23 protein-coding genes and 2 tRNA genes are annotated in these 25,872 nt (G+C 34.5%); 11 read left to right on the top strand and 14 right to left on the bottom strand.

The features are described 5' to 3' along the window. The first annotated feature begins 53 nt into the window (after positions 1-53). The 4 genes from AAE962_RS05165 to AAE962_RS06760 all read left to right on the top strand — a co-directional run bounded on the left by AAE962_RS05165 (position 54) and on the right by AAE962_RS06760 (position 2,644). On the top strand, positions 54-632 hold the full coding sequence (locus AAE962_RS05165) for a hypothetical protein (protein ID WP_343288841.1): 579 nt from the start codon (positions 54-56) through the stop codon (positions 630-632). 242 nt (positions 633-874) lie between these two features. Further along, positions 875-1,696, top strand: a complete 822-nt coding sequence (locus AAE962_RS05160) for a hypothetical protein (RefSeq protein WP_343288840.1) — start codon at positions 875-877, stop codon at positions 1,694-1,696. 120 nt (positions 1,697-1,816) lie between these two features. Next, positions 1,817-1,987 carry a hypothetical protein gene (locus tag AAE962_RS06765; protein ID WP_410543827.1) on the top strand — a complete coding sequence of 57 codons (171 nt, stop codon included), beginning with the start codon at positions 1,817-1,819 and terminating at the stop codon, positions 1,985-1,987. A gap of 141 nt (positions 1,988-2,128) precedes the next feature. After that, entirely contained in the window at positions 2,129-2,644 is a 516-nt protein-coding gene (locus AAE962_RS06760) for a hypothetical protein (RefSeq protein ID WP_410543826.1), read from the top strand. A gap of 80 nt (positions 2,645-2,724) precedes the next feature. Here the strand turns inward: AAE962_RS06760 and dnaQ are convergent, their stop codons facing one another. The 8 genes from dnaQ to rpsD form a co-directional block, all read right to left on the bottom strand. After that, a complete protein-coding gene (gene dnaQ / locus AAE962_RS05150) occupies positions 2,725-3,384 on the bottom strand; it encodes a DNA polymerase III subunit epsilon (RefSeq protein ID WP_410543842.1) in 660 nt (219 codons plus the stop codon). 795 nt (positions 3,385-4,179) lie between these two features. After that, positions 4,180-4,698: a hypothetical protein gene (locus AAE962_RS05145; RefSeq protein ID WP_343288839.1), complete on the bottom strand. Its 519-nt coding sequence runs from the start codon at positions 4,696-4,698 to the stop codon at positions 4,180-4,182. A 98-nt stretch (positions 4,699-4,796) separates the two neighbouring features. After that, positions 4,797-5,660, bottom strand: coding sequence for a lipoyl synthase (lipA, locus tag AAE962_RS05140; protein WP_343288838.1), 864 nt, complete (start codon positions 5,658-5,660; stop codon positions 4,797-4,799). Further along, a complete protein-coding gene (rpmB, locus tag AAE962_RS05135; RefSeq protein ID WP_343288837.1) occupies positions 5,653-5,967 on the bottom strand; it encodes a 50S ribosomal protein L28 in 315 nt (104 codons plus the stop codon). Before rpmB ends, lipA begins: the two co-directional genes overlap by 8 nt. A gap of 54 nt (positions 5,968-6,021) precedes the next feature. Further along, on the bottom strand, positions 6,022-6,345 hold the full coding sequence (locus AAE962_RS05130) for a DUF721 domain-containing protein (protein WP_343288836.1): 324 nt from the start codon (positions 6,343-6,345) through the stop codon (positions 6,022-6,024). Between the two features lie 267 nt (positions 6,346-6,612). Then, complete coding sequence (gene iscX, locus AAE962_RS05125) at positions 6,613-6,807, bottom strand: Fe-S cluster assembly protein IscX (protein WP_343288835.1); 195 nt, start codon at positions 6,805-6,807, stop codon at positions 6,613-6,615. Positions 6,808-6,827: 20 nt separating this feature from the next. Beyond that, positions 6,828-6,914, bottom strand: a tRNA-Leu gene (locus tag AAE962_RS05120). 9 nt (positions 6,915-6,923) lie between these two features. After that, positions 6,924-7,538: a 30S ribosomal protein S4 gene (gene rpsD / locus AAE962_RS05115; protein ID WP_343288834.1), complete on the bottom strand. Its 615-nt coding sequence runs from the start codon at positions 7,536-7,538 to the stop codon at positions 6,924-6,926. 113 nt (positions 7,539-7,651) lie between these two features. On the opposite strand from rpsD, the gene tkt reads away from it, so the two are divergent. The 3 genes from tkt to gatC all read left to right on the top strand — a co-directional run bounded on the left by tkt (position 7,652) and on the right by gatC (position 11,027). Further along, a complete protein-coding gene (tkt, locus tag AAE962_RS05110; protein WP_343288833.1) occupies positions 7,652-9,616 on the top strand; it encodes a transketolase in 1,965 nt (654 codons plus the stop codon). 147 nt (positions 9,617-9,763) lie between these two features. Next, the gene (locus AAE962_RS05105; RefSeq protein ID WP_343288832.1) at positions 9,764-10,684 is read left to right on the top strand and encodes a ribose-phosphate diphosphokinase; all 921 of its coding nucleotides are present in this window, start codon (positions 9,764-9,766) and stop codon (positions 10,682-10,684) included. Further along, positions 10,674-11,027 carry an Asp-tRNA(Asn)/Glu-tRNA(Gln) amidotransferase subunit GatC gene (gene gatC, locus AAE962_RS05100; protein WP_007302647.1) on the top strand — a complete coding sequence of 118 codons (354 nt, stop codon included), beginning with the start codon at positions 10,674-10,676 and terminating at the stop codon, positions 11,025-11,027. Before AAE962_RS05105 ends, gatC begins: the two co-directional genes overlap by 11 nt. A gap of 38 nt (positions 11,028-11,065) precedes the next feature. Here gatC and AAE962_RS05095 read toward each other — a convergent pair whose 3' ends face one another. From AAE962_RS05095 to AAE962_RS05070, 6 genes are all read right to left on the bottom strand, one after another. After that, complete coding sequence (locus AAE962_RS05095) at positions 11,066-12,322, bottom strand: protein TolB (protein WP_343289585.1); 1,257 nt, start codon at positions 12,320-12,322, stop codon at positions 11,066-11,068. Between the two features lie 446 nt (positions 12,323-12,768). Further along, on the bottom strand, positions 12,769-14,403 hold the full coding sequence (locus tag AAE962_RS05090) for a ribonuclease J (protein ID WP_343288831.1): 1,635 nt from the start codon (positions 14,401-14,403) through the stop codon (positions 12,769-12,771). A gap of 169 nt (positions 14,404-14,572) precedes the next feature. Continuing rightward, the gene (gene dnaJ / locus AAE962_RS05085) at positions 14,573-15,691 is read right to left on the bottom strand and encodes a molecular chaperone DnaJ (protein WP_343288830.1); all 1,119 of its coding nucleotides are present in this window, start codon (positions 15,689-15,691) and stop codon (positions 14,573-14,575) included. A gap of 82 nt (positions 15,692-15,773) precedes the next feature. Beyond that, positions 15,774-15,851 (bottom strand) — tRNA-Arg (locus AAE962_RS05080). A gap of 261 nt (positions 15,852-16,112) precedes the next feature. Next, positions 16,113-16,625: a hypothetical protein gene (locus AAE962_RS05075; RefSeq protein ID WP_343288829.1), complete on the bottom strand. Its 513-nt coding sequence runs from the start codon at positions 16,623-16,625 to the stop codon at positions 16,113-16,115. 77 nt (positions 16,626-16,702) lie between these two features. After that, positions 16,703-19,753 (bottom strand): phosphoribosylformylglycinamidine synthase subunit PurL, encoded by a 3,051-nt coding sequence (locus tag AAE962_RS05070; RefSeq protein ID WP_343288828.1) that lies wholly within the window; start codon positions 19,751-19,753, stop codon positions 16,703-16,705. Positions 19,754-19,852: 99 nt separating this feature from the next. On the opposite strand from AAE962_RS05070, the gene AAE962_RS05065 reads away from it, so the two are divergent. From AAE962_RS05065 to fumC, 4 genes are all read left to right on the top strand, one after another. After that, positions 19,853-22,651, top strand: coding sequence for a PD-(D/E)XK nuclease family protein (locus tag AAE962_RS05065; RefSeq protein ID WP_343288827.1), 2,799 nt, complete (start codon positions 19,853-19,855; stop codon positions 22,649-22,651). A gap of 245 nt (positions 22,652-22,896) precedes the next feature. Further along, on the top strand, positions 22,897-23,613 hold the full coding sequence (locus tag AAE962_RS05060) for an ankyrin repeat domain-containing protein (protein ID WP_343289584.1): 717 nt from the start codon (positions 22,897-22,899) through the stop codon (positions 23,611-23,613). After that, on the top strand, positions 23,614-24,270 hold the full coding sequence (locus AAE962_RS05055; RefSeq protein ID WP_343288826.1) for an ankyrin repeat domain-containing protein: 657 nt from the start codon (positions 23,614-23,616) through the stop codon (positions 24,268-24,270). Positions 24,271-24,462: 192 nt separating this feature from the next. Beyond that, positions 24,463-25,851 (top strand): class II fumarate hydratase, encoded by a 1,389-nt coding sequence (gene fumC / locus AAE962_RS05050; protein ID WP_343288825.1) that lies wholly within the window; start codon positions 24,463-24,465, stop codon positions 25,849-25,851. The last annotated feature ends 21 nt before the right edge of the window (positions 25,852-25,872 follow it).

The raw sequence follows: 25,872 nt of genomic DNA, 5'->3' as shown, positions 1-25,872 counted from the left end.
TTGCCATTGAAATAGACACTTTTAGATTAATTGCTCTGGCTCTTTCAGAAAAAATGACAGGAGAGAAAGGTGCAATATATATAGACTTTGATTCTTTAAAAGCCATTGACCCTCATATAGGGAAGGATATAACAATCCCTGAGGGAATTTTGTTAGGGCAAATTACTGCACATGTTAATCAAGAGACCGGCAAAATTATTAAAACGGATTTAAATAATTATCTGATTGCAGTAAGTTGTCCACGTATAGCGATTAATATTTTATCTCAATATAAAAGCGAAATACTGAGTCAAGAAAAAATGTGCTATGAGTTAGCAGAGCGTTTATCTAATTTTGCGAAAAAAGAAAAAACACGTTTTTTTGATATTTATAAAGGATTGATAGAGAAACAGCTGTTAGATGATGAAGCGAAGAAAAAAGGGAGGAGTGTTATAGAGGAATTAGATAAGATAGAGCACAAAATAGTTGATCTAAGAAATGGTAAGATCAGAGAACTATATGAGCCGCTAGTGTGTCATTATTCTAGGTATCGTGAAATAGGTTTAAATTTAGGTCAATTTTATACAGTAGAAGTAGTCCGTAATGGATTAATCGGTCAAGACGAAAGCAAAATAGGGTTATTTTTTTTTTGAAAAGAACAATGGCAATTACGTTTGTACAATAAATGGTGACCTATCTTGGGTTAGAGGAGCAAACTTATACCATAAACAGGTAAAAAGTGAGTTAGAAAAAGTACAAGTAGATCAGATGGAATTGGAAAAGCTATCGTTAAAGCAATCGCAGATATAAAGCGCAAGCTATGATTGAAAGTCTCTATTAATGAAAAGTTAGCAAATATATGTGTATTATAGCATAAGAGCTATTAATAGTATATATGTCAAAAAAAGTGATTAATCAGCTGAAAGATAAGACGAGGGAGAGGAGATATGCTGATTTGAAGCCTACAGAAAGTTCTGATTATAGAACATATAAGGATTTGGATATGGACTTCAATAGTGAATATGAATTTGCTTGTGATCTTGTTATTAATGGGAAGGCAATAACTAATGATTTCATTAAAAATTTGTATTTAAAACATAAAAATCTCATTTCGGAAGATAAGGATAAAAAAGGGAGTTATCGTCTGTTTCTTAAGCAAATCTTCACAGAAGTATTTGTAAACGCCGGTGCAGCAGTTCCAAATGACCCTATTATGGAAGAATTGATAACTTATTATAACAGGTCTGGGTACAAGAAGTTCTTTTCTTCTCAAAGTCAAGCACTTCGTTCTTTTGGATTGTGCACGTATTCATTCCACTATTTAATTCCTTCTTACAGAGAAAGTACCTATATAAGTTGTGAAGATCCAAATTGTCTGAAGTTTAGTTTTAGCGTAAATGATGGCATATATCACGATAATAAAATTTTAGTATGTGATTTACAAAACTCAGTGGAGTTTAAACTAAAATGTGAGGGTGAAAATGTGAAGTATGAAGAAGGTAAAGTGTCTCTTACTATTCCTAAGGAGCTGAAAAACTACAAAGCAAATGATAAGAATTTGTTTGACGTTATTATTGAGTATTTTCAGAAATTTTGCGAAAAATTTGGATTTCACTTTGAGACAAAAATTGAGCATATCCTGGATAATCCACTTGGAGTATTAAGTGATATAAATATATCCCAAGATAAGAATCTAAACTTGAAGAATTTAAAATAAGATATTGAAATCCATCCTTTTTTTAATAAGCTGAGTATAATAAAAAGTAAATCAAGTTTTACAGAAAATCTTTACTTATGATGAAAAGTACGTAATATGTATATAATATAAAATTGTGATATGTCAAAAAAAATAGTTAATGCATTAAAATCTGAAGTAGAAAAGCTCAAGTATGCTGATTTAAAGTCTATATCAATAAAATCAGATAGTTGGAACTTTAGTTACAAAACATATATTGACCTTGGTAGATCACACAACCTTACTATTAACGAGAAAGAAGTGCCTAATTAGCTTATTGAGAAGCTATATTCAAAACATAAAGATCTCATTTTAGAAGATGAGAATGGAAGAAAGAACTATTGTCCATTTCTTAAGCAAATTTTCATAAAAATATTTGAATATGCTGGTGCAGAAGTTCCGAGTGACTCTATCATGGAAGAATTGATAACTAACTATCATCAAGAAGGGTATAATCATTTTCTGTTTCTTCATATATTAAAGGCTCTTTCTCCATTTGGCTTGCTTGTGTTAGATTCTAATATAATAATAACTTATAGCATGGATTGCCGTGACTCCAATTGTCTAAAATTTAATTTTAGCATGGATTGTATAAAGGTGTGCAGCATTAATCCTGTTAATGATATTAAAACACCAAATTTTCACAGTTCAATAAAATTTAAGTTAAAATCTAAGGGTAGAAGTATAACATATGAGGATGGTAAAGTGCTTATTAATATTCCGAAAGAGCTGAAAAATTATAAAGCAAGTGGTAGAAGTTTGTGTGACATTACTATTGAGTATTTTCAAGAATTTTTTGGAAATTTGGGATTTAAATTTGAGACAAAAGTGGAACATAGTCTAGGTGAACCACTTAAAGTGTTAAAAGATGTAAATACATACCATGATAAGAACTTAAACTTGAACCAACAGTTAAGTAATTCAAGATAAGATATTGAGATTCGCATTTTTAAAGCTAGAAAACACATTCATTGAGAGAATAATTTCGCTACTGAAAGCAAAAGGCGTTTTTACAATCTTCTATCTACTACTCCCTCATGAACAGATACGTTAATCTCATCTAACTGCTCACTAACTTCTTCATTACTTGGCAAGTGTCCTCTAAGAGATAAGTTACGTACTGCATGCTGACATCGATCCAAAGGAGTTTGTAATCGCTCAACATATACTTTTGCTAGCAACTCAGCGTCAATTAGCGCTCCATGTAACTCCCTACTCTCTAGTGATATACCAAAATGCTCACACAATGCACTTAAAGAAGCCGGTGGTCCAAATTTCTTTCTTGTAAGCGGTAATGTATCTAACACTCTGTCTGAAGAGATTAATTTGGCATTCAGTTTACCAAGTTCCATGTTCAAAAATTTAATGTCAAATCCAGCATTGTGAATTACCAAAGTATCGCTAGATATAAAATTAAGAAATTCAGATGCAATCTCTGAAAATAATGGCTTATCCTTTAGAAATTCTTCGCTGATACCGTGAACTTTAAATGCACCTTTGTCTATGCTCCTTTCTGGGTTGATGTATCGATGGAATACTTTGCCTGTTGTAATATGATTAATTAGTTCTACACACCCTATTTCGATAATTCGATGGCTATTGACATCAAGACCTGTAGTTTCAGTTTCAAGTACTATTTCACGCAGCCCATCTTGTTTGGAAAGTTCTATACTTAACCTACTACTAGGATCTGACTGACTATTGGTAGCTTGTATCGTTTTTTTTCTCTTAGCTACTAATTTTTTTGTATCACCTTCACCATCTTTTACTCTAGAGTGTCCAGGCGCTTCGGTTATTGTGCTGTTTTTTATACTATCAAGGATAACTTCTTTATCATTTAAGAATTTTTTACCGTTACCTTCTACATAAAGTGAGGTGAGATTTTTGAGTGCTATATCTCCTCCATAGTGGTGGCGCCACACTCCAACAATGTTGTTGTTTTCTACATTTAATAAAGTAAGATTTGGGAGACGTTTGCTGCCAATCAAAAATGCAAAACCTCTGTCTCCAATATTGTTATTACTTATTTCAAGTAAAGTAAGGTTTTTTAGATTGCTTTGACCTATATATCCTGCACCTTCAAAACCAAGTTTATTGTTCCTTAGAGTAAGCGAAGTAAGATGTGTAAGTTTACCTAACTCTTTTATATCTTTAGGATCAATCTCTATATTTATTAAATTAAGCTCTTTAATGTCTTTTTTACTCTGTAGAAAGTCTACCAGATTCCTTACATCAATTTTAGCACTTACATTTGATATTGTTAAAGCTTTATCATGTACATATTCGCTAAAATTCACCTTACCCTCCGTTAATATAATATGTAAATAGTATAACTGGCATCTCAGTAGCTGTCAATTGCTTATATAAGATCTTAAACAGCTGGTTTAGGTGCTGTAAAATTCATACTTTTTGTGATCAGCTAAGTAAAAAGTCAAGCCTAGGGCAACTCACTAAGCTTTTCTGATTTATTGTGATACAGTTCTTGAGTTTTTTTCTTCCTTTACAAAAGAATCTGTTACTAAATCCTTTAAAGTTTCACTAGGCTTTTCTAGCAATTCAGGTTTAAGTAAATACTCAAGTTCATATATTGCTGCTGTAATTACTGTAGCAGCTAAAGCTGCAATTAAAAATGGTGACCTTATTTCTTCTGTTATGAGTATTAAAGTTATTAAACCTCCTAGCAGCCCAATTACTGGTGGAACAATAATTGCTGCACCTCTTTCCCATAATTGTGTTTTCTGTACTTGCCCTCGTATTAACAGAAAATATGGTGGAGGTGCTGAGTACTGCCCTCGAGTCCAATTCTTTTTTTTGCTCTGTTTCTTTTCTTTGTGTCGTTTACACTTTCCTTTTTTTCCTTCAAGTGTAATTTCTTTAACTTGGACTTGCTGACAAAATGTGACCTTTTTTTTTGGCTTTATTTTGTCAGAAATAGAAGATTTTGATAACTCAGTGTAGTCAACTTTTTCGTTAGAACCACCCATAACTTTTTCGCTTCATCAATACCTATATTAAATTATATTCTAAATAAAGTCAAGATATTAATTACTATATTAAACTGCACTCTGAAAAAATTAAGATATTAACTACAAGCCTTGAGCCTGTTAAAATCTTCTTCAGCGTGATATGATGAACGGGTTAATGGACTTGATGAAACTACCAAGAAGCCTTTAGAATAAGCAATATATTTATAATGCTCAAACTCTTCTGGAGTAACATATCTATCAATTTTTGCATGCTTTGGAGTTGGTTGCAGATATTGACCAATTGTAATGAAATCAACTTCGGTGCTACGTAAATCATCCATAACCTGAAAGATTTCTTCTTTTGTTTCTCCAAGACCAACCATAAGCCCTGACTTCGTGAAAAGTTTAGAATTAATCTGTTTCACCATCTTTAGCAAATATAGTGAATGAAAATAACGAGCTCTTGGTCTTATTTTTGCATACAGCCTTGGTACTGTTTCGATGTTGTGGTTATAAACATCAGGTGATGCAATAGCTATTGCTTCAAACGCTCCTTTCTTATTTAAAAAATCAGGAGTGAGGATCTCTATTGTTGTTTCCGAAGTTATCTTTCTAATTTCTTCTATACACCTTATAAACTGATTTGCACCACCATCTGGTAAATCGTCACGGTCAACAGAGGTAATGACAACGTGCTTTAAATTTAACTTTTTTATTGCTTTTGCTAAATTTTCTGGTTCGTGAGGATCGAGCTTATCAGGAATGCCAGTTGCAACGTTGCAAAACGCACAAGCACGAGTACAAACAGAACCGAGAATCATCACAGTAGCATGACGTTTATTCCAACATTCACCAATATTTGGACACGCAGCTTCTTCGCATACTGTATGTAAGTTATTTAGCTTAACAGTGTTTAAGGTTTCATTGAATACTTTACCAGCTGGAGCTTTTGCTCTGAGCCATGTAGGCTTACTATGCATCTGAAACAACTAGCTCTACCTCTTGTTTTGCTAAAACTTTCTTTAATCTTCTTTTTATCTTTTGCGCTTCTTTACTTAGTTTAATTGTTTTTGTGTTGAGCAAGAAAGCATCAAGATCACCTTTGTAATCTATAGTTCTTAAAGTTCTTGTCGCTATACGAAAGCTAAACTTTTTTTCTAATATATTACTCGTTAATGTAACCTTATGTAAATTTAAGAGAAAGGTACGATTTGTTTTACGATTTGAGTGCGATACCTTATTACCAAAAGACTTTTTTCTATTTGTTAATTCACAAATTCTACTCACTTCAATATACCAATTTATCCTATGTAACTAGGTTAACCTTATATAGTTAAATAGTCAACTCCCTTGCTTGATTTTTATACCGTATACTGCTTTATAGCCAAAAAACACTGTAATTTTTTCTATTACAAGAGAAACCATATGCTGCATTTCTAATGCTTTACTGCCATTTGTTACTAACAGATGCAGAACACCAGAATTTACGTTTTGTGCGTATGAGATCTTTTGTGGTTTTGTACATTCTGCTAATTCCTCTCCAACTATACTTTTCCAGTTTAAAATAAGACGTATTTCATTTTTGCTGATCTTATTTTTGATGCATTTTAATGCATAGTTTTCTATTATAGATTTTAATTTCTTTGGCCCGCTATATTTAAACATCTTTCCAGTGATTAAAATTAAATTATATTACAACTTTCTTATACAAAAAACTAACTTATTGTTTTCATGACCCTCGGCCTCACACATAAAAAGCAGTATTTGTATATCTAGCATTTGCCAGAATTTTGTGTCTCCTACCTTGTAATCATTTTTAATTTTAATTTGTTAAATTATTATAAAGCTAAGTAAAATTTGGGTAAAGTATAGTATTCCCAAGAAGATTATCTTTTTACTGTATGCCGTAATTTTCTTATAGCTATCTGTTTTTTAAGATCTTTCTTCAATCCAAGCTGCTTGAATGGCCTCTAATATTTTTTCATTACAATACTTTTCATCATCATTAAACTCTTCTAAATCCAAGACTTTTCTTTTGAGCTCAGTGAATCTAATATTAATTATATCTTCACTTGGAAATTTTTCTTCTAGAGCCTCTGCAACATCTTCTATATCAAGCCATTTCATACTTTTTCAATAAATTAAACTGGTGCCCATGGGGAGACTTGAACTCCCAAGGTCGCAAAACCCACGGATTTTAAGTCCGCTGCGTCTACCGATTCCGCCACACGGGCCTTTTTTATCTATCTAGAATAGAATTCTACTACTAAATTGACTTCCATGTCTGCTGAATAGAGGACTTCGGAATATTGAGGCGCTCTCAAATACTTCACTGAAAGTGCTTTGCTATCTACCTCTAAATAATCTGGAGCCTTACGTTCTTGTTTTTGTTCAGCCTCTATTAATATAGGAATTTTTGCTGCTCTTTCCCTTATTTTTACTATATCACCAGGCTTCACTCTATAACTTGATATGTTAACCACCTTATCATTAACTGTAACATGTTTATGAGATATAATCTGTTTTGCCGAGTAAATTGTTGGCACAAAACCAGAGTGATATAGAACAGAACTTAACCTTGATTCCAAGGCACCAATAAAATTATCAGCCGTATAACCCTTTCTTTTGTAAGCATCTAAAAATGTACGTCTAAGCTGCTTACTTGAAATTGCATAGTAGAACTTAAATTTCTTATGTGCAGCAAACTGCTTACCAAAGTCAGATAACTTCTTAAATCCAAGAATACCATGCTGACCTGGAGGGTATTTTCTTTTATTGACCGAATCTTTTGCTCTACCCCATAAGCTTACACCAAGCCTGCGACTGATTCTATACTTTCTATTGATAACAGTTGTCATACAAAAATTCTCACAATCTAACTATAAATTATTAATGATTTTAACATTAAGTGTCAACTTGTTTTTGCCACTATGATATAGTATACTTCACTTTTAAGTTTTCCTATTAATACATGAATCATCTACTACTAAAATCCATGGCAAATGCTGTCCGCTTTTTATCAATTGATGCGGTACAAAAAGCAAATTCTGGACACCCAGGTATGCCACTTGGCATGGCAGATGTTGCCACTGTATTATTTGCTAAATATCTAAACCATAACCCTGATAATTCTAAATGGATCAGTAGAGATCGTTTCGTCCTATCAAATGGTCACGGTTCGATGCTGCAATACTCTATATTATATCTGACAGGCTACATTGGTATAGATGAACTAAAAAACTTCAGGCAACTTACATCAAAAACTCCAGGTCACCCAGAATTTGGCTTGACTTCTGGTATAGAAGCAACAACAGGCCCGCTTGGTCAGGGATTTGCCACTGCTGTTGGCATGGCACTTGCTGAATCGATTCTTGAAAAGCAGTTTGAAATCAGCCACTACACTTACGTAATGATAGGAGATGGCTGTCTTATGGAAGGTATAAGCCATGAAGCAGCGTCCCTTGCTGGGCATCTTAAATTAAATAAGCTGATAGCACTTTTTGACGACAATGACATCTCTATAGACGGCTCTACTAGCCTCTCTTGCTCTGATGATATAGAAAAGCGTTTTTCAGCGTATGGATGGAATGTTGACAAAATCGATGGGCATGACTTTGATGCTATATCCCTTGCAATAGAGCAGGTGCAAAAGTCTGATAAACCTACGCTAATCTGTTGCAAAACTATTATCGGAAAATTTTCGAGCCGTGCTGGCACATCTTCTGCTCATAGTGGTGCCTTTACAGAGGAAGATGTAAAACAGATGAGAGAAAAATTGAATTGGAACTATGAACCATTTTATGTACCAGAAGATGTGAAAAACGCTTGGATGGAAACAGTTAAGAGGGCAAAACAAAACTATACATCTTTGATCAATAAAGAACTACAAAGAAGACTTGAGAAACGTTTGCCGAATAACATCGAGAGTGATTTGGCTAACCTGAAGAAACAAATATGTGAGCTCATGCCAAACGAAGCTACTCGATCTTCTTTCGGCAGAGTAATGGAACTATTAACTAAGTCTATGCCAGAACTAATTGGTGGATCTGCTGATCTTACCGGTTCAAATTGTACTAAATATAAGCACATGCAGGCAATAGATAGTAATAATTATGATGGTTCTTATGTACACTATGGAGTGAGAGAGCACGCTATGGCAGCTTGTATGAATGGTATGGCTCTTCATGGTGGAATTATTCCTTATGGTGGAACTTTTTTAGTATTTTTCGACTACTGCCGCCCTGCTATACGTCTTTCAGCCTTGATGAAACAGCAGGTTATCTATGTAATGACTCATGACTCAATTGGAGTAGGAGAAGATGGTCCAACTCACCAGCCAATAGAGCATTTAGCTTCTCTGAGAGCTATACCAAATCTGTATGTTTTTAGGCCAGCAGATGCAATTGAAACTTTGGATTGCATTGGCATTGCACTTGAAAAAAAAGAGTCACCTGCACTATTTGCGCTTTCAAGGCAAAATATTAATTACATGCACTCTTATACTGACCAATTGGTCAACCTATCAAAATTTGGTGCATATATACTATGCGAATATTCAGGGAAGCTAGAAGTGACGATATTTGCTACCGGATCTGAAGTTGAAATTGCAGTTGAGGCAAGAGAAAAATTACAGGAAAAAGGTGTAGGTACAAGGGTCATTTCTATGCCGTGTTGGAGGCTTTTTGACGAGCAAAGTGATGAATATAAAGAGGTAATATTAAATAATGATAGTATTAAAGTTGCAATTGAAGCTGGAAGTGAAGTGGGTTGGCATAAATATATAGGTTCAAACGGTATATTTATTGGCATGAAAAATTTTGGAGAATCAGCACCTTATGAAGCTCTTTATAAGCATTTTAATATTAGCGCTGACTATGTAGTAAAATGTGTTTGTGAAAACGCTTTTTATCATTCCACTGCCCATAAAATTACTTAATGAACTCATCCAGTACCGTTATTATGATAAGAAAGCTAGTGAAATGTTTCGAGTAACTTTTTCTTTTCTATGAGCTACTTGACGGCAAGAATAAAGTTTTAATCATTCCATGGTTTCTGTATAATTTTCAAAACTTAATTGGTATATATGAAGGTAATAATAGGTAGCGCTAGTAAACGATTAGGAGATTCAATAGCAAGTGGGCTAAATGCTCAGCTATTACCTACTCAGGTATCAAGATTTGCCGATGGTGAGGTAAATGTAGAAGTAGCAAATAATCTGCATAATCAAGAAGTATACGTAGTACAATCTCTTTCTTCTCCTGTAAATGATAACCTTATGGAGCTTTTGCTTACAATTGATGCAGCAAATAGGTCAGGAGCCAAGAGAATAACGGCTATTATTCCTTATTACGGATACAGTAGGCAGGATAGGGTTATTAAAAACAATAATATGCAATCTGCTTTAAGTGCTAAATTAACTGCAAATCTTATTCAAACAGCTGGTGCAAACAGTGTTGCTGCTATTGATTTGCATTCAAGTCAAATTGAAGGTTTTTTTGATATACCAGTTACTAATCTAAGCTGTTTTGAAGTATTTGTTAACTCTATATACAAGGAAAACTTGGCAATAGTTGCGCCTGATGTTGGAGCAATTGGCAGAGCTCGTGCTTTTGCAAAGATTTTAGAGGAAAAATACAAGTTAGATAATGATATTGTTGTAGTAGATAAATATAGAGAAAAAGCAGGTACATCTGAGGTAATGAATGTAATCGGAGAAGTTGCAAACAAAAATTGCGTTATTGTTGATGATATAGTTGACTCTGGCGGAACATTATGTAATGCAGCTCTTGCTTTAAAAAACCGAGGAGCAAAGTCTGTAGTTTCATGCATTACACATGGAATACTTTCAGGAAATGCAGTTGAGAAAATCTCTTCCTCTTCTCTGGATAAATTAGTAATTACGGACACCGTATTTCACAAATTTGAAAAAAATGATAAGATAGAGGTTGTTTCAATTGCAAATATTTTAATTTGCTTTATGCAAGGAGGTAAAAGTGCCAGCTAGATCAACAGAAGATGTTATCACTTCGTTAATAGAATTTGCAAATAAGAGAAAAATAACAATTACTAAAGAAGAAATGCTTAAAACTGCACAGCTTGTGAGGATTAAGTTATCCGATGATGAGATTCAATACTACTCAAAAGAACTGACAATGCTGGATTGGATACATGATACTTTGTTGAAAGTTAATACTGAAGGTGTTTCTCCTATGCGTTATGGAACTATAGATAAGGATATTCATGTACGCGATGATATTATAAATTCTCAAAACATTAAAGAAGAAATATTATCCAATACAAAATCGGAGCATGGGTATTTCGTAGTACCGAAGGTTATAAACGATTAAGATAAAGCAAGATTTATAACGATTTTATAGATCTACTTTCAAAAATAAGACCAATCTGGTAAAGAAGCATTCGTTGGAGTAAAAACCATTTTTTGATTTTTCTTTACTAAATCTACTAAATATAATTTAGAGTTGCTTGGTGATTCTGCGTTAGTGAAGATAATTTCTCTGCCATTTGGTAGCCATGCCGGAGATTCAATTTTATGTCCCTCTGAAAGCAAGCGCTCTTCTTTGCCATCTGGCTTCATAACTCCTATGTAAAATTTTCCTGACTGAATTTTTGTAAAAGCTATCAGATCTCCTTTTGGCGACCAAACAGGTGTAGCATATCTTCCATTTCCAAAACTAATTCTCTTGGGTTTTTTGCTTTTTTTAGTGAAATCTATGATATATAGTTGCTGACTTCCACTTATATCAGAACTAAAAACCATGTACTTTTGATCTGGAGACAAAGAGGGAGAAGTACTTATAGCTGAACCTTTAGTAATTTTTTTTGTTCGTTTACTGTTTAAGTTTAGAGATAATATATTTGTTTCACCAATCAATGAGTGGGAAATAAAAAGAGATTTACCATCAGGAGAAAATCTTGGTGCAGAAATAACTCCTTCAAATGCGCTGATTATTGATTCAGTGTTATCTTTTAAATTTTTTAATATTATATAACTTTTACCATTTGTGTATGAGATATAAACAATACCCTTTCCATTTGGTGAAAATCTTGGTGTTGACACAAATTTCTCACCATTTGTTAAGTACTTTATATTACTTCCATCTTGATTCATCACAGCAATTTTACGGACGGATTTGTAATTGCTATCTTTTTCTTCAGCGATATATGTAATTTTTGTATTGAAATGCCCTTTCTCACCAATCAATCTATCATGTATCAGATCTGAAACAAGATGACTAATTTTCCTCCAGTCTTTTGCTAGAAAAATAACCGACTGAGTAAGCAATTCTCTGTTTGTAAAGCTGTCAGATAAACGAAAAGATAGCTCTAAATTTCTGTTTGATACTTCACTTAAACTTACTGTGACTACAGTATCGCTTTTCCAAGACTCAACTTTCGCGTCACGTTTCACATTAAATAAGCCACAATTAGATAGATTTGTTTCAATTACTTTTGTGATGCTTTCACTTAGCTCACTTTCCACTTCTGTCTTGCATGCACATTTAGATACAACAAGATCAATATTACCAATATTGCTTTTTTTTATATCAACATATAAAACAGCTTTTGTGGAATAAGGAATAAATAACGAAATAAATAACACCAGTTGAACGAATAGCTTCATTAGATTTCTTGCATTACCTCCTGTCATCTCAGCAAATAGCTTACTTTTGAAGTTAAACTGCATGACAGTAGAGTAAATCAATTTCTGCAGTACTTGACACTGGAATCCAGAAATTTGACTGCAAGTAAGTGCACTGAGGTGGCAAGAATAAAAGTAGCTGTTTTATTCTAAAATAAACGTCTTTGACAAGGTTGCATGAAAAACTGGATTCCAGTTTCAGAGCACTGGGATGACACCCTACTGGTGGAGATTGCTCTAAAACTACAATGTTTGCATGGGCGTTGAGATGGCACCCTTCTGGTAGATTCAAATCACAATGTTTGTATAGTTGTGTGATCTGAGACTGATTTTTTTTTACGGATTCCAGTATTGCATGCTGAAATAACATCAAAGAATACATTGTTAACTTCTTACTCAAATAATGGTTAATAAAAAAAGGTGTATTTCTATACCTGTTCTATCTGGACTTCAATTATAGGTCTTTTTAGTAAATATTCTTTTAAGATACTAAATATTGAGCTCTCAATTTTATTTCTTATTTTTTTTATCGGCTGTGAGTCAAATGCTGACTCAACCTTCTTTATGATCTTTTGCATAATGGCTGCATCTTTTTGCGCTTCGAAAACACCAGGTGCAAATACTTTTGGCTTAGCAAGCAGTTTATTTTTCTTGTTTACAACTGCTGTCACTACGATAGCTCCGGCATCTCTCATTCTCTCACGCATTTTTATAACGCTGCATTCTGGATGACGGAGTAACATACCATCAATACCAAAGTAGTCGACATCAATGGAGCTAACTTTTTCCCCATTTTCCAAATTAACAATATCACCTGATGCAATCATTATTGCTTTTTTCACACCGCACTCTTTAGCAAACTTTACATGTGCATCCGTATGAATATACTCACCATGAACCGGAATAGACATCTTAGGTTTTATCAAAGAATACATTTCCCTTAGCTCTGCTTTTATTGGATGTCCAGAAGCATGAACATTCTCTGTTTTTTCAGTAATAACTTCCACTCCCATCTCAATAAAGGCATTGAGCATGTTATGTGCACGAGTTTCATTTCCAGGAATAATTTTTGATGAAAAGATCATGGTATCACCTTGCTGCATTTTAAATGCTTGATGACTCTTAGCGGCAAGTCTTGCGGTAGCTGCCAGTGGCTCACCTTGACAACCTGTGCAAAGTAGCACCAGCTTTTCCCTTGGAAAATTTACTGCCTCCTTTGCTTCAAGAAACTGAGGAGAATCAGTTAAATAACCACTATCCTGAGCAACTTTCACTATTCTCCATAAAGATCTGCCAAGTAAAACCACTTTTCTATTTAGTGCTTTTGTAGCTTGGCTTATTGTTTCAATTCGCGCCACATTCGAGGCAAATAGCGAGACAGCAACCAATTTTTTAGACCGCTTTATTATATTGTAAATATTATCATAAATTTCACTTTCTGATTCAGGGTCGTGTTTGCTCAGTATGTTTGTTGAATCACAAATTGCTGCAAGTAGATCACCTTTATCGCCAATTTCTTTTAAACGCTCTATATTAGAAATTAATCCAACAACAGGTTTTGGATCAAATTTCCAGTCCCCAGTATGAAGTGCACTACCTGCTTCAGTGCTAATTAATATTGAATTTGCCTCAGGAATTGAGTGAGTTACATTTATAAACTCAACGGTAAAAGGACCCAAATTTATGCTGCCATTTATGTCTACCTCTTTCACAGGCACCACACCTTCCAATCGAAACTCCTTTAGTTTCTCCTTGAGAAAATTAACTGTAAACTTTGTTGTATATATGGGACATTGCAAATCTTCCCACAGATGAGGCACTGCACCACAGTGATCTTCATGTGCATGTGTAATTATTATTCCAAGCAAATCTTTTTTTCTTTGAGCAATAAAATCTACATCAGCAATGAGTAGCTCAACACCTGGCATAGTTTCGTCTGCAAAACCGATACCAAGGTCGATCATAATCCACTTGCCTTGATAATGATATAGGCTAACGTTCATCCCAATTCTTCCTACTCCTCCAAGAGGAAGAAATAAAAACTCATTTTTGTTTATGTTCATTAATTTTAAATTATTAAAATGCGAGGATAGCAAAACTTCGACCTTAAATAAAGGAATTTATCACTTTTGCATAACTTAAAAAAATCTTTTCACTAAAAGAGAAGGCTTTCAAATTGGTAAAAAGAATTAAGTGTAGACAGCTACCTCTTTATATCATTTAGCAAATTTCTCATTTTTTTTTTACTTTTCCAAAGAATCCTTCAGATTTCTGCTCTACACTTTCATGTTCCTCTTCCTCAAGCGCTTTTAATAGCTCAATCTGCTTTTGGGTTAAATTCTTTGGATTTAAAGTCTCAACTATTACCTGTACGTATAAATCACCACGAGCATGTGAGTTCATATATGGCATACCCTTTTCCCTACAACGTAGTTTGGTACCAGTTTGAGTGCCTTCAGGGACCTTTACTTTTATTTTAGCTCCATCAATTGATTGAATATCGATTTCACCACCAAGTACTGCTAGTGTCATTCTTATAGGCACTTTACAGTGTAAATCTGCTCTATTGCGAGTGAAGATCTGATGAGTAGCTATTTTCACACATACGTATAAATCTCCGCTTTTTCCACCTCTTGCTCCAGCTTCTCCTTTACCACTGACCCTTACCTTAGCTCCTTCTTCTATGCCTTTTGGAATTGAAACGGAGATATTTACTTCATCTCTTTTACGCCCACTTCCACCGCATTTCTTACATTTATTTTGTATTATTTCTCCTTCCCCATAGCATGTAGTACACGTTCTTTCAATGGTAAAAAAGCCCTGTTGAGTTCTAATTCTACCGCTTCCCTGGCATGTGTTGCACTGAACTGGTTTGATTGCTCCTTCGCTACCTGTGCTTTGGCATGTATTACATTTTATATTTGTCACATAATGTATAGGTGCTTGTATTCCTTTAAATGCATCTTCTAAGGTAATTTTAAGGTCGTAGCGCAGATCTGCTCCAGATACTCCTGTTGTACTTCTTTTTGTTCTTGACCTACTTGTACTGCCGCCGAATCCTCCACCAAAAAAATCGTTAAATATATCGCTAAAATCCCCTCCAGCTTGGCTGAAATCAAATCCACCGGAAGCACCATCGTGACCATAACGATCATAACCTGCTCTTTTTTCAGAGTCATATAGAACTTCATATGCAGCTGTTACTTCTTTAAATTTTTCCTCTGCTTCCTTATTACCAGGATTTCTGTCAGGATGATATTTTAATGCTAGTTTTTTATATGCTTTTTTTATCTCGTCAGTAGTAGCATTTCTGCTCACTTCTAGCAGATCATAATAGTCTTTTTTTTTCATATATAATAGCTCAGTATTTTACCTTTAAAGATAGGTATTACACATATGAATTTCAAGCATGACCTCTATTTCCTATAAAATATGGTGCACCCTGAGCGACTTGAACGCCCGACCTTTTGATCCGTAGTCAAATGCTCTAATCCAACTGAGCTAAGGGTGCTTGCACAAAGTTGACTTTAACAGATTTTATAGCTTATTTCAATTGGTTTAGCTAAAAAAAAACTCTTATCATGTATGAAACCTGTAAGAAATTGTACTAGCTCTCTTAAAGGATAACTTAAGTTAACAGTTTCCAATTACTTTGATTTTAGAACCGCTATCCGAATAAGAGCTTTTCACATTATACTACCAAACTGCTAACAAATAGCGGAATGACGGTTATAGTTAAATCTAAACTATTTTGGCTATATAAGAAGACGGGTTATGCAGAGACCTTAAAATACTTCTTGCTTGCCAAGGAGAATAAATACATTCCTACAAACAAGCAGATACTCAATATCGATGCATAGGAAAACTTGAAAATTAAATCTTTAATATATATTGATAAGCATTTACCTGCAGAAATTTTGTATAGTAGTCCAACACAAATAATCGTACTATCAATGACCGATGCTATAATTAAAGTAATGAAATTTGCCATATGAAAATTCAATTTCGACTTTAATTCTTCAAAAACAACTATGCTTGAGAGAAGAGAGATTAAAATTGCAGTATATATAGCAATTATCATAAAACTAAAATTTTGCAATTTAAAAAGACAGCATATCACTGTACACACTATTAAGCTGTAAGTAGATTTGCTTCTACCATAAAACTCAACCATTGAGTTTACAACTAAAGTAGCTCCCACAAATAAGGCAGCACATATCATTAATTTATTTGAAGTGTTAAGTAAAGAAAGACTGATAAGCAAGAGTATTGATAAAATGGACATAATCACCTACCCATATTTAATAATATGCATTTATTTTAATCATACATTACACATAATGAAAAATTTGTCTAGCGTAATCAAAAGTTATTTAAACTAGTACCTAAGTCTTTCAAATCTATTCTTATAATATCCTTTATATTGAGAGCTTTCTCCTCTGTCACTTTTCCAATACATGAAAAAACTATACCTTTAAACAATTCTTCAAACTTCCGCTGATTTTGCGGGGCAATGGTTACTAATATTCTACTTTGCGATTCAGAAAACATTATTATCTTGTTTATTATGTCTGTATTTTGTGTTTTTCCTATTGGTACTAGTGAAAGATCAATTTCAGCACCAAGTTCTCCTGCAATTAGCGATTTTGCCAGAGCAATAATTAAGCCGCCTAAGTTTGGTGCAATTGCAGAGACAATTATGCCATCTTTTATTGCCTGGTTGTAACGTTCATACAACTTCCTAGCGCTCTTTGCATTAACTTTTGGCACGTTGTTATTATCTATTCCACTATATAACTGATATTCAGATTTACCAAGCTCATCGTGGGTTGTACCAAGCACATATATCAAGTCCCCTGGCATTTTCACATCAAGCGATACCGCATTTTCAATATTGTCTATAACTCCAATTGCTGAAATGAGTAGTGAAGGTGGTGCAGATATCATCACTTTCTCGCCATTTTCATCATATCCCTTAAAGTCGTTAAACATACTATCTTTTCCGGATATAAATGGTGTTTTAAATGCAGTTGCAAAGTCGTAACAAGCCTTTGCAGCTCTCTTTAGTTGCCACAATCTTTCTGGATTATAAGCATCACACCAGCAAAAATTATCGAGCAACGCTAGATGATTTATATTTCCTCCTGCAGCTACGTAGTTGCGTATGGCAGTGTCAATCGCACATGCTGCCATGTGATAAGTGTCAATTTCTCCATAACTTGAGCCAAATCCCTGCGATTTTACAACACCTTTGTTTGAAGAAAGGACTGGCCTCGAGACAACAGCTTCGCTGCACACTCTTCCCTTGCCTTGCAGTGGTTTCAGTATTGACGATCCTTGAACCTCATGGTCATATTGCACCACTATAAACTCTTTGCTGCGTATGTTTGGTCTGCTTAGCATTTCTTTTAGTTCAAAGGTGTCATGCAAGTATCTGAGACTGGAATCCATTTCACGCTCAGCTCCACCATCGTATGGGTTTTGGCGTAAAATGTTTGCAGGCTTTACCTGCTGGATCCCAGTGTCAAGCACTGGGATGACAGGAAAGGATACAGCAGACTCCTTAGACCACGGTTTCGTCTGTAAATGCACTTTGGGATTACCTTCATGCAGAAATTCAGTTTCGATGTCCATTATTACTTCTCCTGGGGGACATTTAACAACGGCTTTGCCACTTTTGTTGAATTCTCCAATTACACAGACCTCCACATCATGTGTTTTCATGATTTTCTTAAACGCAGGAAGATTTTCTTCTGGCACTGCTAAGGTCATTCTCTCTTGTGATTCTGATATCCATATTTCCCACGGAGCCATACCATCGTTTTTAAGGAGAACCTTGCTCAAATCAACTTCAAATCCGTCTTTTCCCATTTCACCAATGGACGATGATAGACCTCCTGCTCCATTATCCGTTATTGCATTATAAAGACCAAGATCTCTTGCTTCTACGACGGCGTTGGATAATTTTTTTTGTGTTATAGGGTCACCAATTTGCACAATTGTTGAAGGACTGTTTCCCGACAATGCCTCTGAAGAAAAAGTTGCACCATGAATTCCGTCCCTTCCAACTCTTCCACCAATAATTACGATTTTATCACCGTTTTTGGGTTCTTTTATGTGTGAAGGTGCATTATTTATATTACGTGGAATAATTCCGATGCTTCCAACAAAAACTAATGGCTTTCCACAGAATCTATCGTCAAAGTATACCGATCCAAGTTGCGTTGGAATACCGGAGCAATTACCAGCAACATTAACACCGTGAATCACTTCTTTCATTATATATTTTGGTGGTAAGATTTTATCAGTACGCTCTTTATCTCTATAAAGTTTGCCTTTTGATTCTTTGGCAAAGCAAAAGTAATAAGTATTCATGATAGGTTCTGCACCTTTGCCAAAACCGACTATATCTCGGTTAACTCCAAGCACTCCAGTCATTGCTCCACCGAACGGATCGAGAGCTGAAGGACTATTGTGAGTTTCAACTTTATCTACAATCAAGTAATCGTCATCAAAAATTATTCCTCCTGCGTTGTCGGAGAAAACTGACACGCATATGTTAGAATTTATCTCACGCGTTGCACGCTTAATATAATGAGCATATAGACCGTCTTTTATTTCATCAATAGGGGAGCAAAAAATATTGTGTTTACAATGTTCAGACCAAGTCTGTGCCAGAGACTCAAGTTCAATATCATATGGATTTCTACCGAGTTTTTTAAAGTAATCCTTTATAGCTTTCATTGCTGCCAGCGAGAGCCCTAAAGTGCCATTACCATCGATTCCATCTCTGCTGATTTTTTCAAGCTCTTGGTCACTCACATTGAGTTTGACAGATTTTGCTCCATTATTACCTGGCGTCATCCCAGTGCTTGACACTGGGATCCATTCTTTTTTTTCATGGTCATGCGATGTAATGACACCAGGTGTGATATTGGATTTACCATAATATTTCCAGCTATAGTTCTTACAGATAAGTGTGCAATATTCAGTGATAGGGTTGAATTCTTGTTTTATGTCATCTTCGGTTGAAAAACCTACTTGACTTAGAAGTAATTTTGAACTTCTTGCCTTGATAGAAACACTTTCATCAATGTGGCCTTTACTCATTAGATATTCTCTAACAATCTGTTTTGCCGTATTGCCAACATTATCGGTCATGCCAGGTAGAAAGCTTATTTCCAAGCCCCACTTTGCTTGTGATTCTATGAAATCATATTGAACTTCTTCGAGATTTTTGTTGTAAGAATAATAACAACAATCTTGTATGACTTTATTATAAAATAATTCACAAATTTCTTCGTATAATTTTAATGGTAGTTCTTTGCTTATGTAAATCGAGTAAATGTTGACTAGCCACCTGTGGCTAACTTGCTTACATTTATTTAAAACTTCTATTCTGATGTTCGTCATGCAATATTATTAAAAAATTTGATATATAATAACATAAGAAAGTGAGAGCACATTTATATTTTGCTGTACAATAATGCATCATACTAATTGTTATTTTTCATGAGAAAAGTTTTTACCATTAACGTAGATGCATCCTTTTTCGATGTTCTAGTTCAGCATATATTTTCTGAATATGAAAGAAAAGAAATTCCTCAAATAAAGATCATACTTCCATGCAAGAGGGATGTGATAGCATTGCTGGGTGCATTCAAGAGTTGCAGCGCTATAATTTTGCCAGAGATAGTTTCACTAGAGAATATTGATGAAGAAGATTTAATATTAAATCTTGATAGAGTTAAAGTTATCAACCCAACAAAAAGAACACTGCTACTCATTCAATTTATATTGGAGTGGAATAAAAAAAACAATGATAATTTTCCAATCGATCTGGTTTACAGTTTGCCGTCATTGCTTCAATATACCCAAATAGAGGGTGATTATCAACTTGATGAGCACTCAAAAAAAGTAGCGAATTTCATAAATTTACTTATCAAAACTTGGAGTAAAACTTTAAAAGGTTTAGGAGTAATAGATATACTAAAGCATAAGAATGACTACATAAACAATATGATAAACTTCCTGCATAAAGATCAGCATATAATCTTTATTGGAATTGGAAAGGGTGAAATCTACAAGTTATTGATTAAGGCTATATATGACCTGCCATTTGGAAAGATAATTCTACCTAACCTGAATTTGAAAATGAACGAAAAAGATTGGAAATCACTTGATAAAAAACACTATCAACATTGCCTGAAAGATTTACTCGATTATTTAAAAGTGGATAGAAGGGATGTTAGTTTTCTGTCAGAAGCGTGTTCTGGTGTCATCCCAGTGTCAAGCACTGGGATGACAGAAGAAAGGTCTGGGATAACAGGAAGTCCTGAGGAATATCTTGATTATATCTTCGATACAACTGCTGATCTAAGTGAAGTTGGTGGCGGATCAATTGAAAATATTGAAGTCATCACTTGTGATTCAAGGGAGGAAGAAGCACAAGTGACGTCACTAATTATAAAGAATGAAGGTTATGAAAACGTTTCTTTGTTTGTCTTTGATAAATTACTTGCAGATCGTATGGCGTGTACCATATCGGAAAACTATTCTTATATAACGCTCCTATTTTACAGCATTGAAGTTTTGACCTCAAATTGGAACAGTGTGGCACTGCTTTCGCTACTCAAACATAGTCTAGTGACTTTTGGTTACACTCAAGAAGAATACACTCGTATTTTATCTGAGTTTGAGATAGAAGTATTGCGTAGCTTTAATACAAATGGTCTTAAGGATATTATTAACGCTATTAGTACTTGTAAAAAGCTAAGATATAAAGAAGATATATTAATTATTATCAGTAGATTAGAAACTATATTTAATCTTTTACTTAATCTTATAAATTATACTATTTCTGATATAGCAGCAGCTCATTTACAGTGTGTTAATGTGCTTTCTAATGTGAATTTTCTAGAGCTAAATGGTGAAATAGGTAATTTTACTCGTGATTTCTTAAATGCATGTGACGGTATAGCAAGTGAGTGTTCCTTAGAGTTATATAGTCAAATCCTGATATTATTTTTAAAAAGGAAGTTTTTTTCTCCAGAAAATAACTTTGATAAATTTAGCTTATATCAAAATAAAGTTGTAATACTTGCTGGATTTAATGATATACCAAATTTTCAGAATCCGTTTTTGAGTGCACTGAATAGAGAAAAATTTAACCTTCCTTCTGTGCAAGAAGAGCAAGGGTGCTTTTTGTATACTTTGCGCAATTTATTTGGTGCCGGCAAGGTTTATATTACTAGGCTATTGAGTGATAGAAAATCAATTCTATTGCGCCGTTTGGAGGTTCTGTTACAAGAACCAAAATATCCTTATCGCAATTGGCTAAGAATATTAAATACACCTGAGTGCATTGTTCCATGTACTCAGCCTATGCCAAAACCTCAAGCCAAAGTCAGAGAAGAAAAAATGCAAGTGATGTCTTGCAGTGCGGTAGAAAAACTGATTCGTAACCCTTATTCATTTTATGTTGAATACATACTGAACCTTAGACAGTTGAAAGACTTAAATTTTAAGCCATCGATATTGGAGTTTGGCACTATGGTACACAATATTCTTGCAAGATATTTACGCAACGAAAAGTCTCTGATGAGTATTGCACGAGAAATATTCTCGTCTAATCGATTCCACTTTTCAAATATGTGGTGGGTAAGGTTGCAGAGGATAATTCAATCTTTTGTTGAATTTGATAGGACTGGAAACAATCAAGTTGAGTTGGAGAAGAGATTTTCCTATCCGATATTTCATATTCCAGCGCGTGACACACAACTGCGCGGATGCTGTACAACTTCCACTAAGAAGAAGGGTGTCATTCCAGTGCTTGACTACTTGGATCCAGAAAATTTGATTGCAAATGAACACACCAGACAATTGTGTAATAATATCTGGTCAGATACTCGAATGACAGAAGAAATTTTATTGACAGCAAGATGTGATAGAGTTGAGTATCTACCAGGTGAGCAAGTAGCAATTATAGACTATAAACTTGGTTCACCACCTTCCAATGAGGAAGTTATGTCAGGATTTTTCCCGCAATTAATTTTACAAGCTTTAGCAGTGGAATACACAACAAAAAAAGAAGTCTCGGAGCTTGCTTATTGGAAACTTGATTATGATAAAATAAAGGTTATTGCTTTGAAAGATTATAGACAAAAAATGCATGAATTTCAGAATATTCTACCAGATTTCTTATCTAATTATTTAAGAGATACTACTCCCTTTATTGCCTCTCCTTATTTTGATAAATTCCTGAGATTTAATAGCTACAAACAACTAGAAAGGATAGGGGAGTGTTTATAAATTATATCTCCTCTCATCCAGATCAAAATATCTGGTTGTACAGCTGGTTTACTAAGTGCAGTAGGAGAATTACTGGATTGTGATATAGACTCATCTTTGCTAGACTCAAATAACCATAAAAAAACACTAAAAAGTGATTCAATCAATTTTAGCAATTAAAACTTGAATAGTGGCTAAAATAGCTTTAAATTGTATATTTTTAGGAGGGGTATATGCCATAACAAAAACAGCTAAATGCGCAGCTAATTGATGCTGCTAAAGAAGGTGAGCTACGTTTTGTTCAGCAAGCCATACAGGGTGGAGCAATGATTAATACAATAGATGATGATTATGGGAGAACTGCTCTCATGTGGGCTTCCAGAAATGGTCAATTAGAGATAGTACAATACTTGATAGAAGAGGGAGCAAATGTTAATGCAGAATCTACGGGAAACATAACTGCTCTAATTCATGCTGCTGCCCATGGTCATCTTGAGGTAGTACAACTTCTAATAGCAAATGGAGCTGATTTAAATGTGAAACGTAAAGGTCAATTCTCTGCCCTAACATATGCTATTGTAAATGGCCATACGGAGGTAGAAAAGCTTCTAACTAGATATCATTTAATAGCTAATCTTGATATGTCAATACCTCGCTTGCCTCTTCCTACTTGTATACCAGAGTTATCATCTTATTGGTATGACTGTAAGGATGAGCTCAATAAAATGAAGGAAGAAGATAGTGAATTATATAATTTTCTTGTAAGTAAGAGAATTAATGAACAGGTAAGAATTTGGACAGAGAGTGAGACAATACGAAATATTTCACAAGATAGATTAAATATAGAATACTCAATCTATGCTAAAGATTTAACAGGTAAAATAGAATTAGTGATATTTTTTCTTAACAACAGGGAAATAATCAATTCTTTATCGCGGTATTATAAGGTAAGAATTCAAACAATTGATCAATTAAAAGCCTAATTGATCCGTTTCACAAGAGAACATGTAGAGCTTGAAGTAGAAATTGTTCCAGCGCAATTAAACTTTAATACTCAAGAGTTACAACCCTCTAAACTAAAAACATTATCATTTGCACAAATGATGAACAATCATGCAGGATTATTTTCAGCTGCTAAAAGTGGTCAATTAGAAACAGTAAGATACCTGATAGAAAAACAGAAAGAAGATATTAATGCAACAGATCAATATGGAAGAACTGCTCTAATGTGGGCTGCTGGAAGTGGCTATTTAGAGGTAGTAAAGTACCTGATAGAAACAGCAAAAGCAAATGTTAACGTGAAAGATGACTATGAGGACACTGCTCTGAATTATGCTACTAGAAACGGGCATTTAGATGTAAAAGAATATCTGAAAGGTCATATACAAAAAGAGCTACGGAAGAAATACGTCTGCATTGGTGTGAGTGGTACAATAGGTTATGTTGCAGGTATGACAATATCATGTTCTGCGGGAGCAGATATTGCAGTTTGTGCAGCATCAGCGACCGTTAGTCTAGCATTGGCTGCAATGTTTGGTTATGTGATTGTAGAAGTAAAAAAAGAGAAAGCAAACAAAGGTATAGCTTCTGCGCTTAAAGATGTTTTCACTATTCAAGCTCTAAGTAGAATAGCCTTGTAGAGAGTGAAAGTAGGTTTATTGCTTAAGGTTGCATGATTGCCTTAATAACAATAAAAAAATAATAGAAGCAAAAGATATGGCTTGAAAATTTTCTAAGGTCTTCACTAAAAATGTCTCAACTTGACACTGAAATACAATTTGATTTAACTAATTCATATATGTAGGTAATGTCAAACACTAGAATGAGGAAATATGGATAAAAAAGTTAGGATAGAATCAGATAGCTTAGGAGAAGTAAAAGTACCAAGTGAAAGTTACTGGGGAGCTCAGACTCAGCGTTCTTTGGAAAATTTCAAAATTGGTACAGAGAAAATGCCAGAGCCCCTGATTAAAGCGCTAGCAATAATAAAACTTGCAGCAGCACGTGTTAACATGAAACAGGGTAGCATAGATAATAGAGTAGGGAATGCAATCTGCACAGCGGCACAGGAGGTAATAGACGGTAAATTTAATAATCAATTTCCGCTTGTTGTTTGGCAAACCGGGTCTGGAACGCAGACCAATATGAATGTGAATGAAGTGATCAGCAATCGTGCAATAGAAATTTTGGGCGGTGATTTAGGTAGTAAGTCTCCAGTGCATCCAAATGATCATGTAAACTGTGGTCAGTCATCAAATGACACTTTTCCAACAGCAATGCATATAGCAGTAGCAGAACAAATAGACCGCTTACTTATTCCCAATCTTGAAGAATTATATAAAGCGCTAAATAATAAGGTTCATGAATTTAAAGATATAATAAAAGTAGGGCGTACTCATCTGCAAGATGCAACTCCTCTAACACTTGGGCAGGAATTTTCTGGCTATGCAGTTCAGATTAAAAAGGGAATAGAGAGAGTAAAGTCAACTCTAAGCAATGTATATGAACTTGCACAAGGTGGCACTGCAGTTGGCACGGGAATCAATACTAAAAAGGGTTTTGCTGAGGATTTTGCTAAAGAAGTGGCAAAAATCACTAATTTTCCATTTACTTCAGCAAAAAATAAGTTTGAAGCACTAGCAGCAAATGATGCTTTAGTTGAGCTCAGTGGAGCACTCAATACAGTAGCAGTAAGCTTGATGAAAATTGCAAATGATATAAGGCTACTTGGTTCTGGTCCAAGATGCGGAATTGGAGAAATAATGTTACCAGAAAATGAGCCTGGCTCTTCAATCATGCCAGGTAAGGTGAATCCAACTCAATGTGAAGCAGTGACTATGGTATGTTCTCAGGTTATGGGAAATCATGTTGCCGTGACAATTGGTGGCTCAAATGGTCACTTTGAATTGAACGTGTTTAAGCCGGTGATAATTTACAATGTTTTGCAGTCTATAAGACTTTTAGCTGATGCAAGTTTAAATTTTGCAGAGAAATGCGTAGTTGATATTAAAGCAAACGAAGAAAGAATAAAGGATTTACTAAATCAGTCGTTAATGCTAGTTACTATATTAAATACGCATATAGGATATGACAATGCAGCAAAAATAGCGAAGCTTGCTTATAAAGAAAATATCACTCTAAAAGAAGCAGCAGCAAAACTTCAACTGCTCACTGAGGAGGAGTTTGAAAGGATAGTGAAACCAGAGGAGATGGTAGGTTAAACTACCACCTTTTTTTGTCCC

Source organism: Wolbachia endosymbiont of Encarsia formosa (assembly GCF_039540065.1).
Lineage (GTDB): Bacteria > Pseudomonadota > Alphaproteobacteria > Rickettsiales > Anaplasmataceae > Wolbachia.
This window is presented reverse-complemented; position numbering and strand designations above follow the sequence as displayed.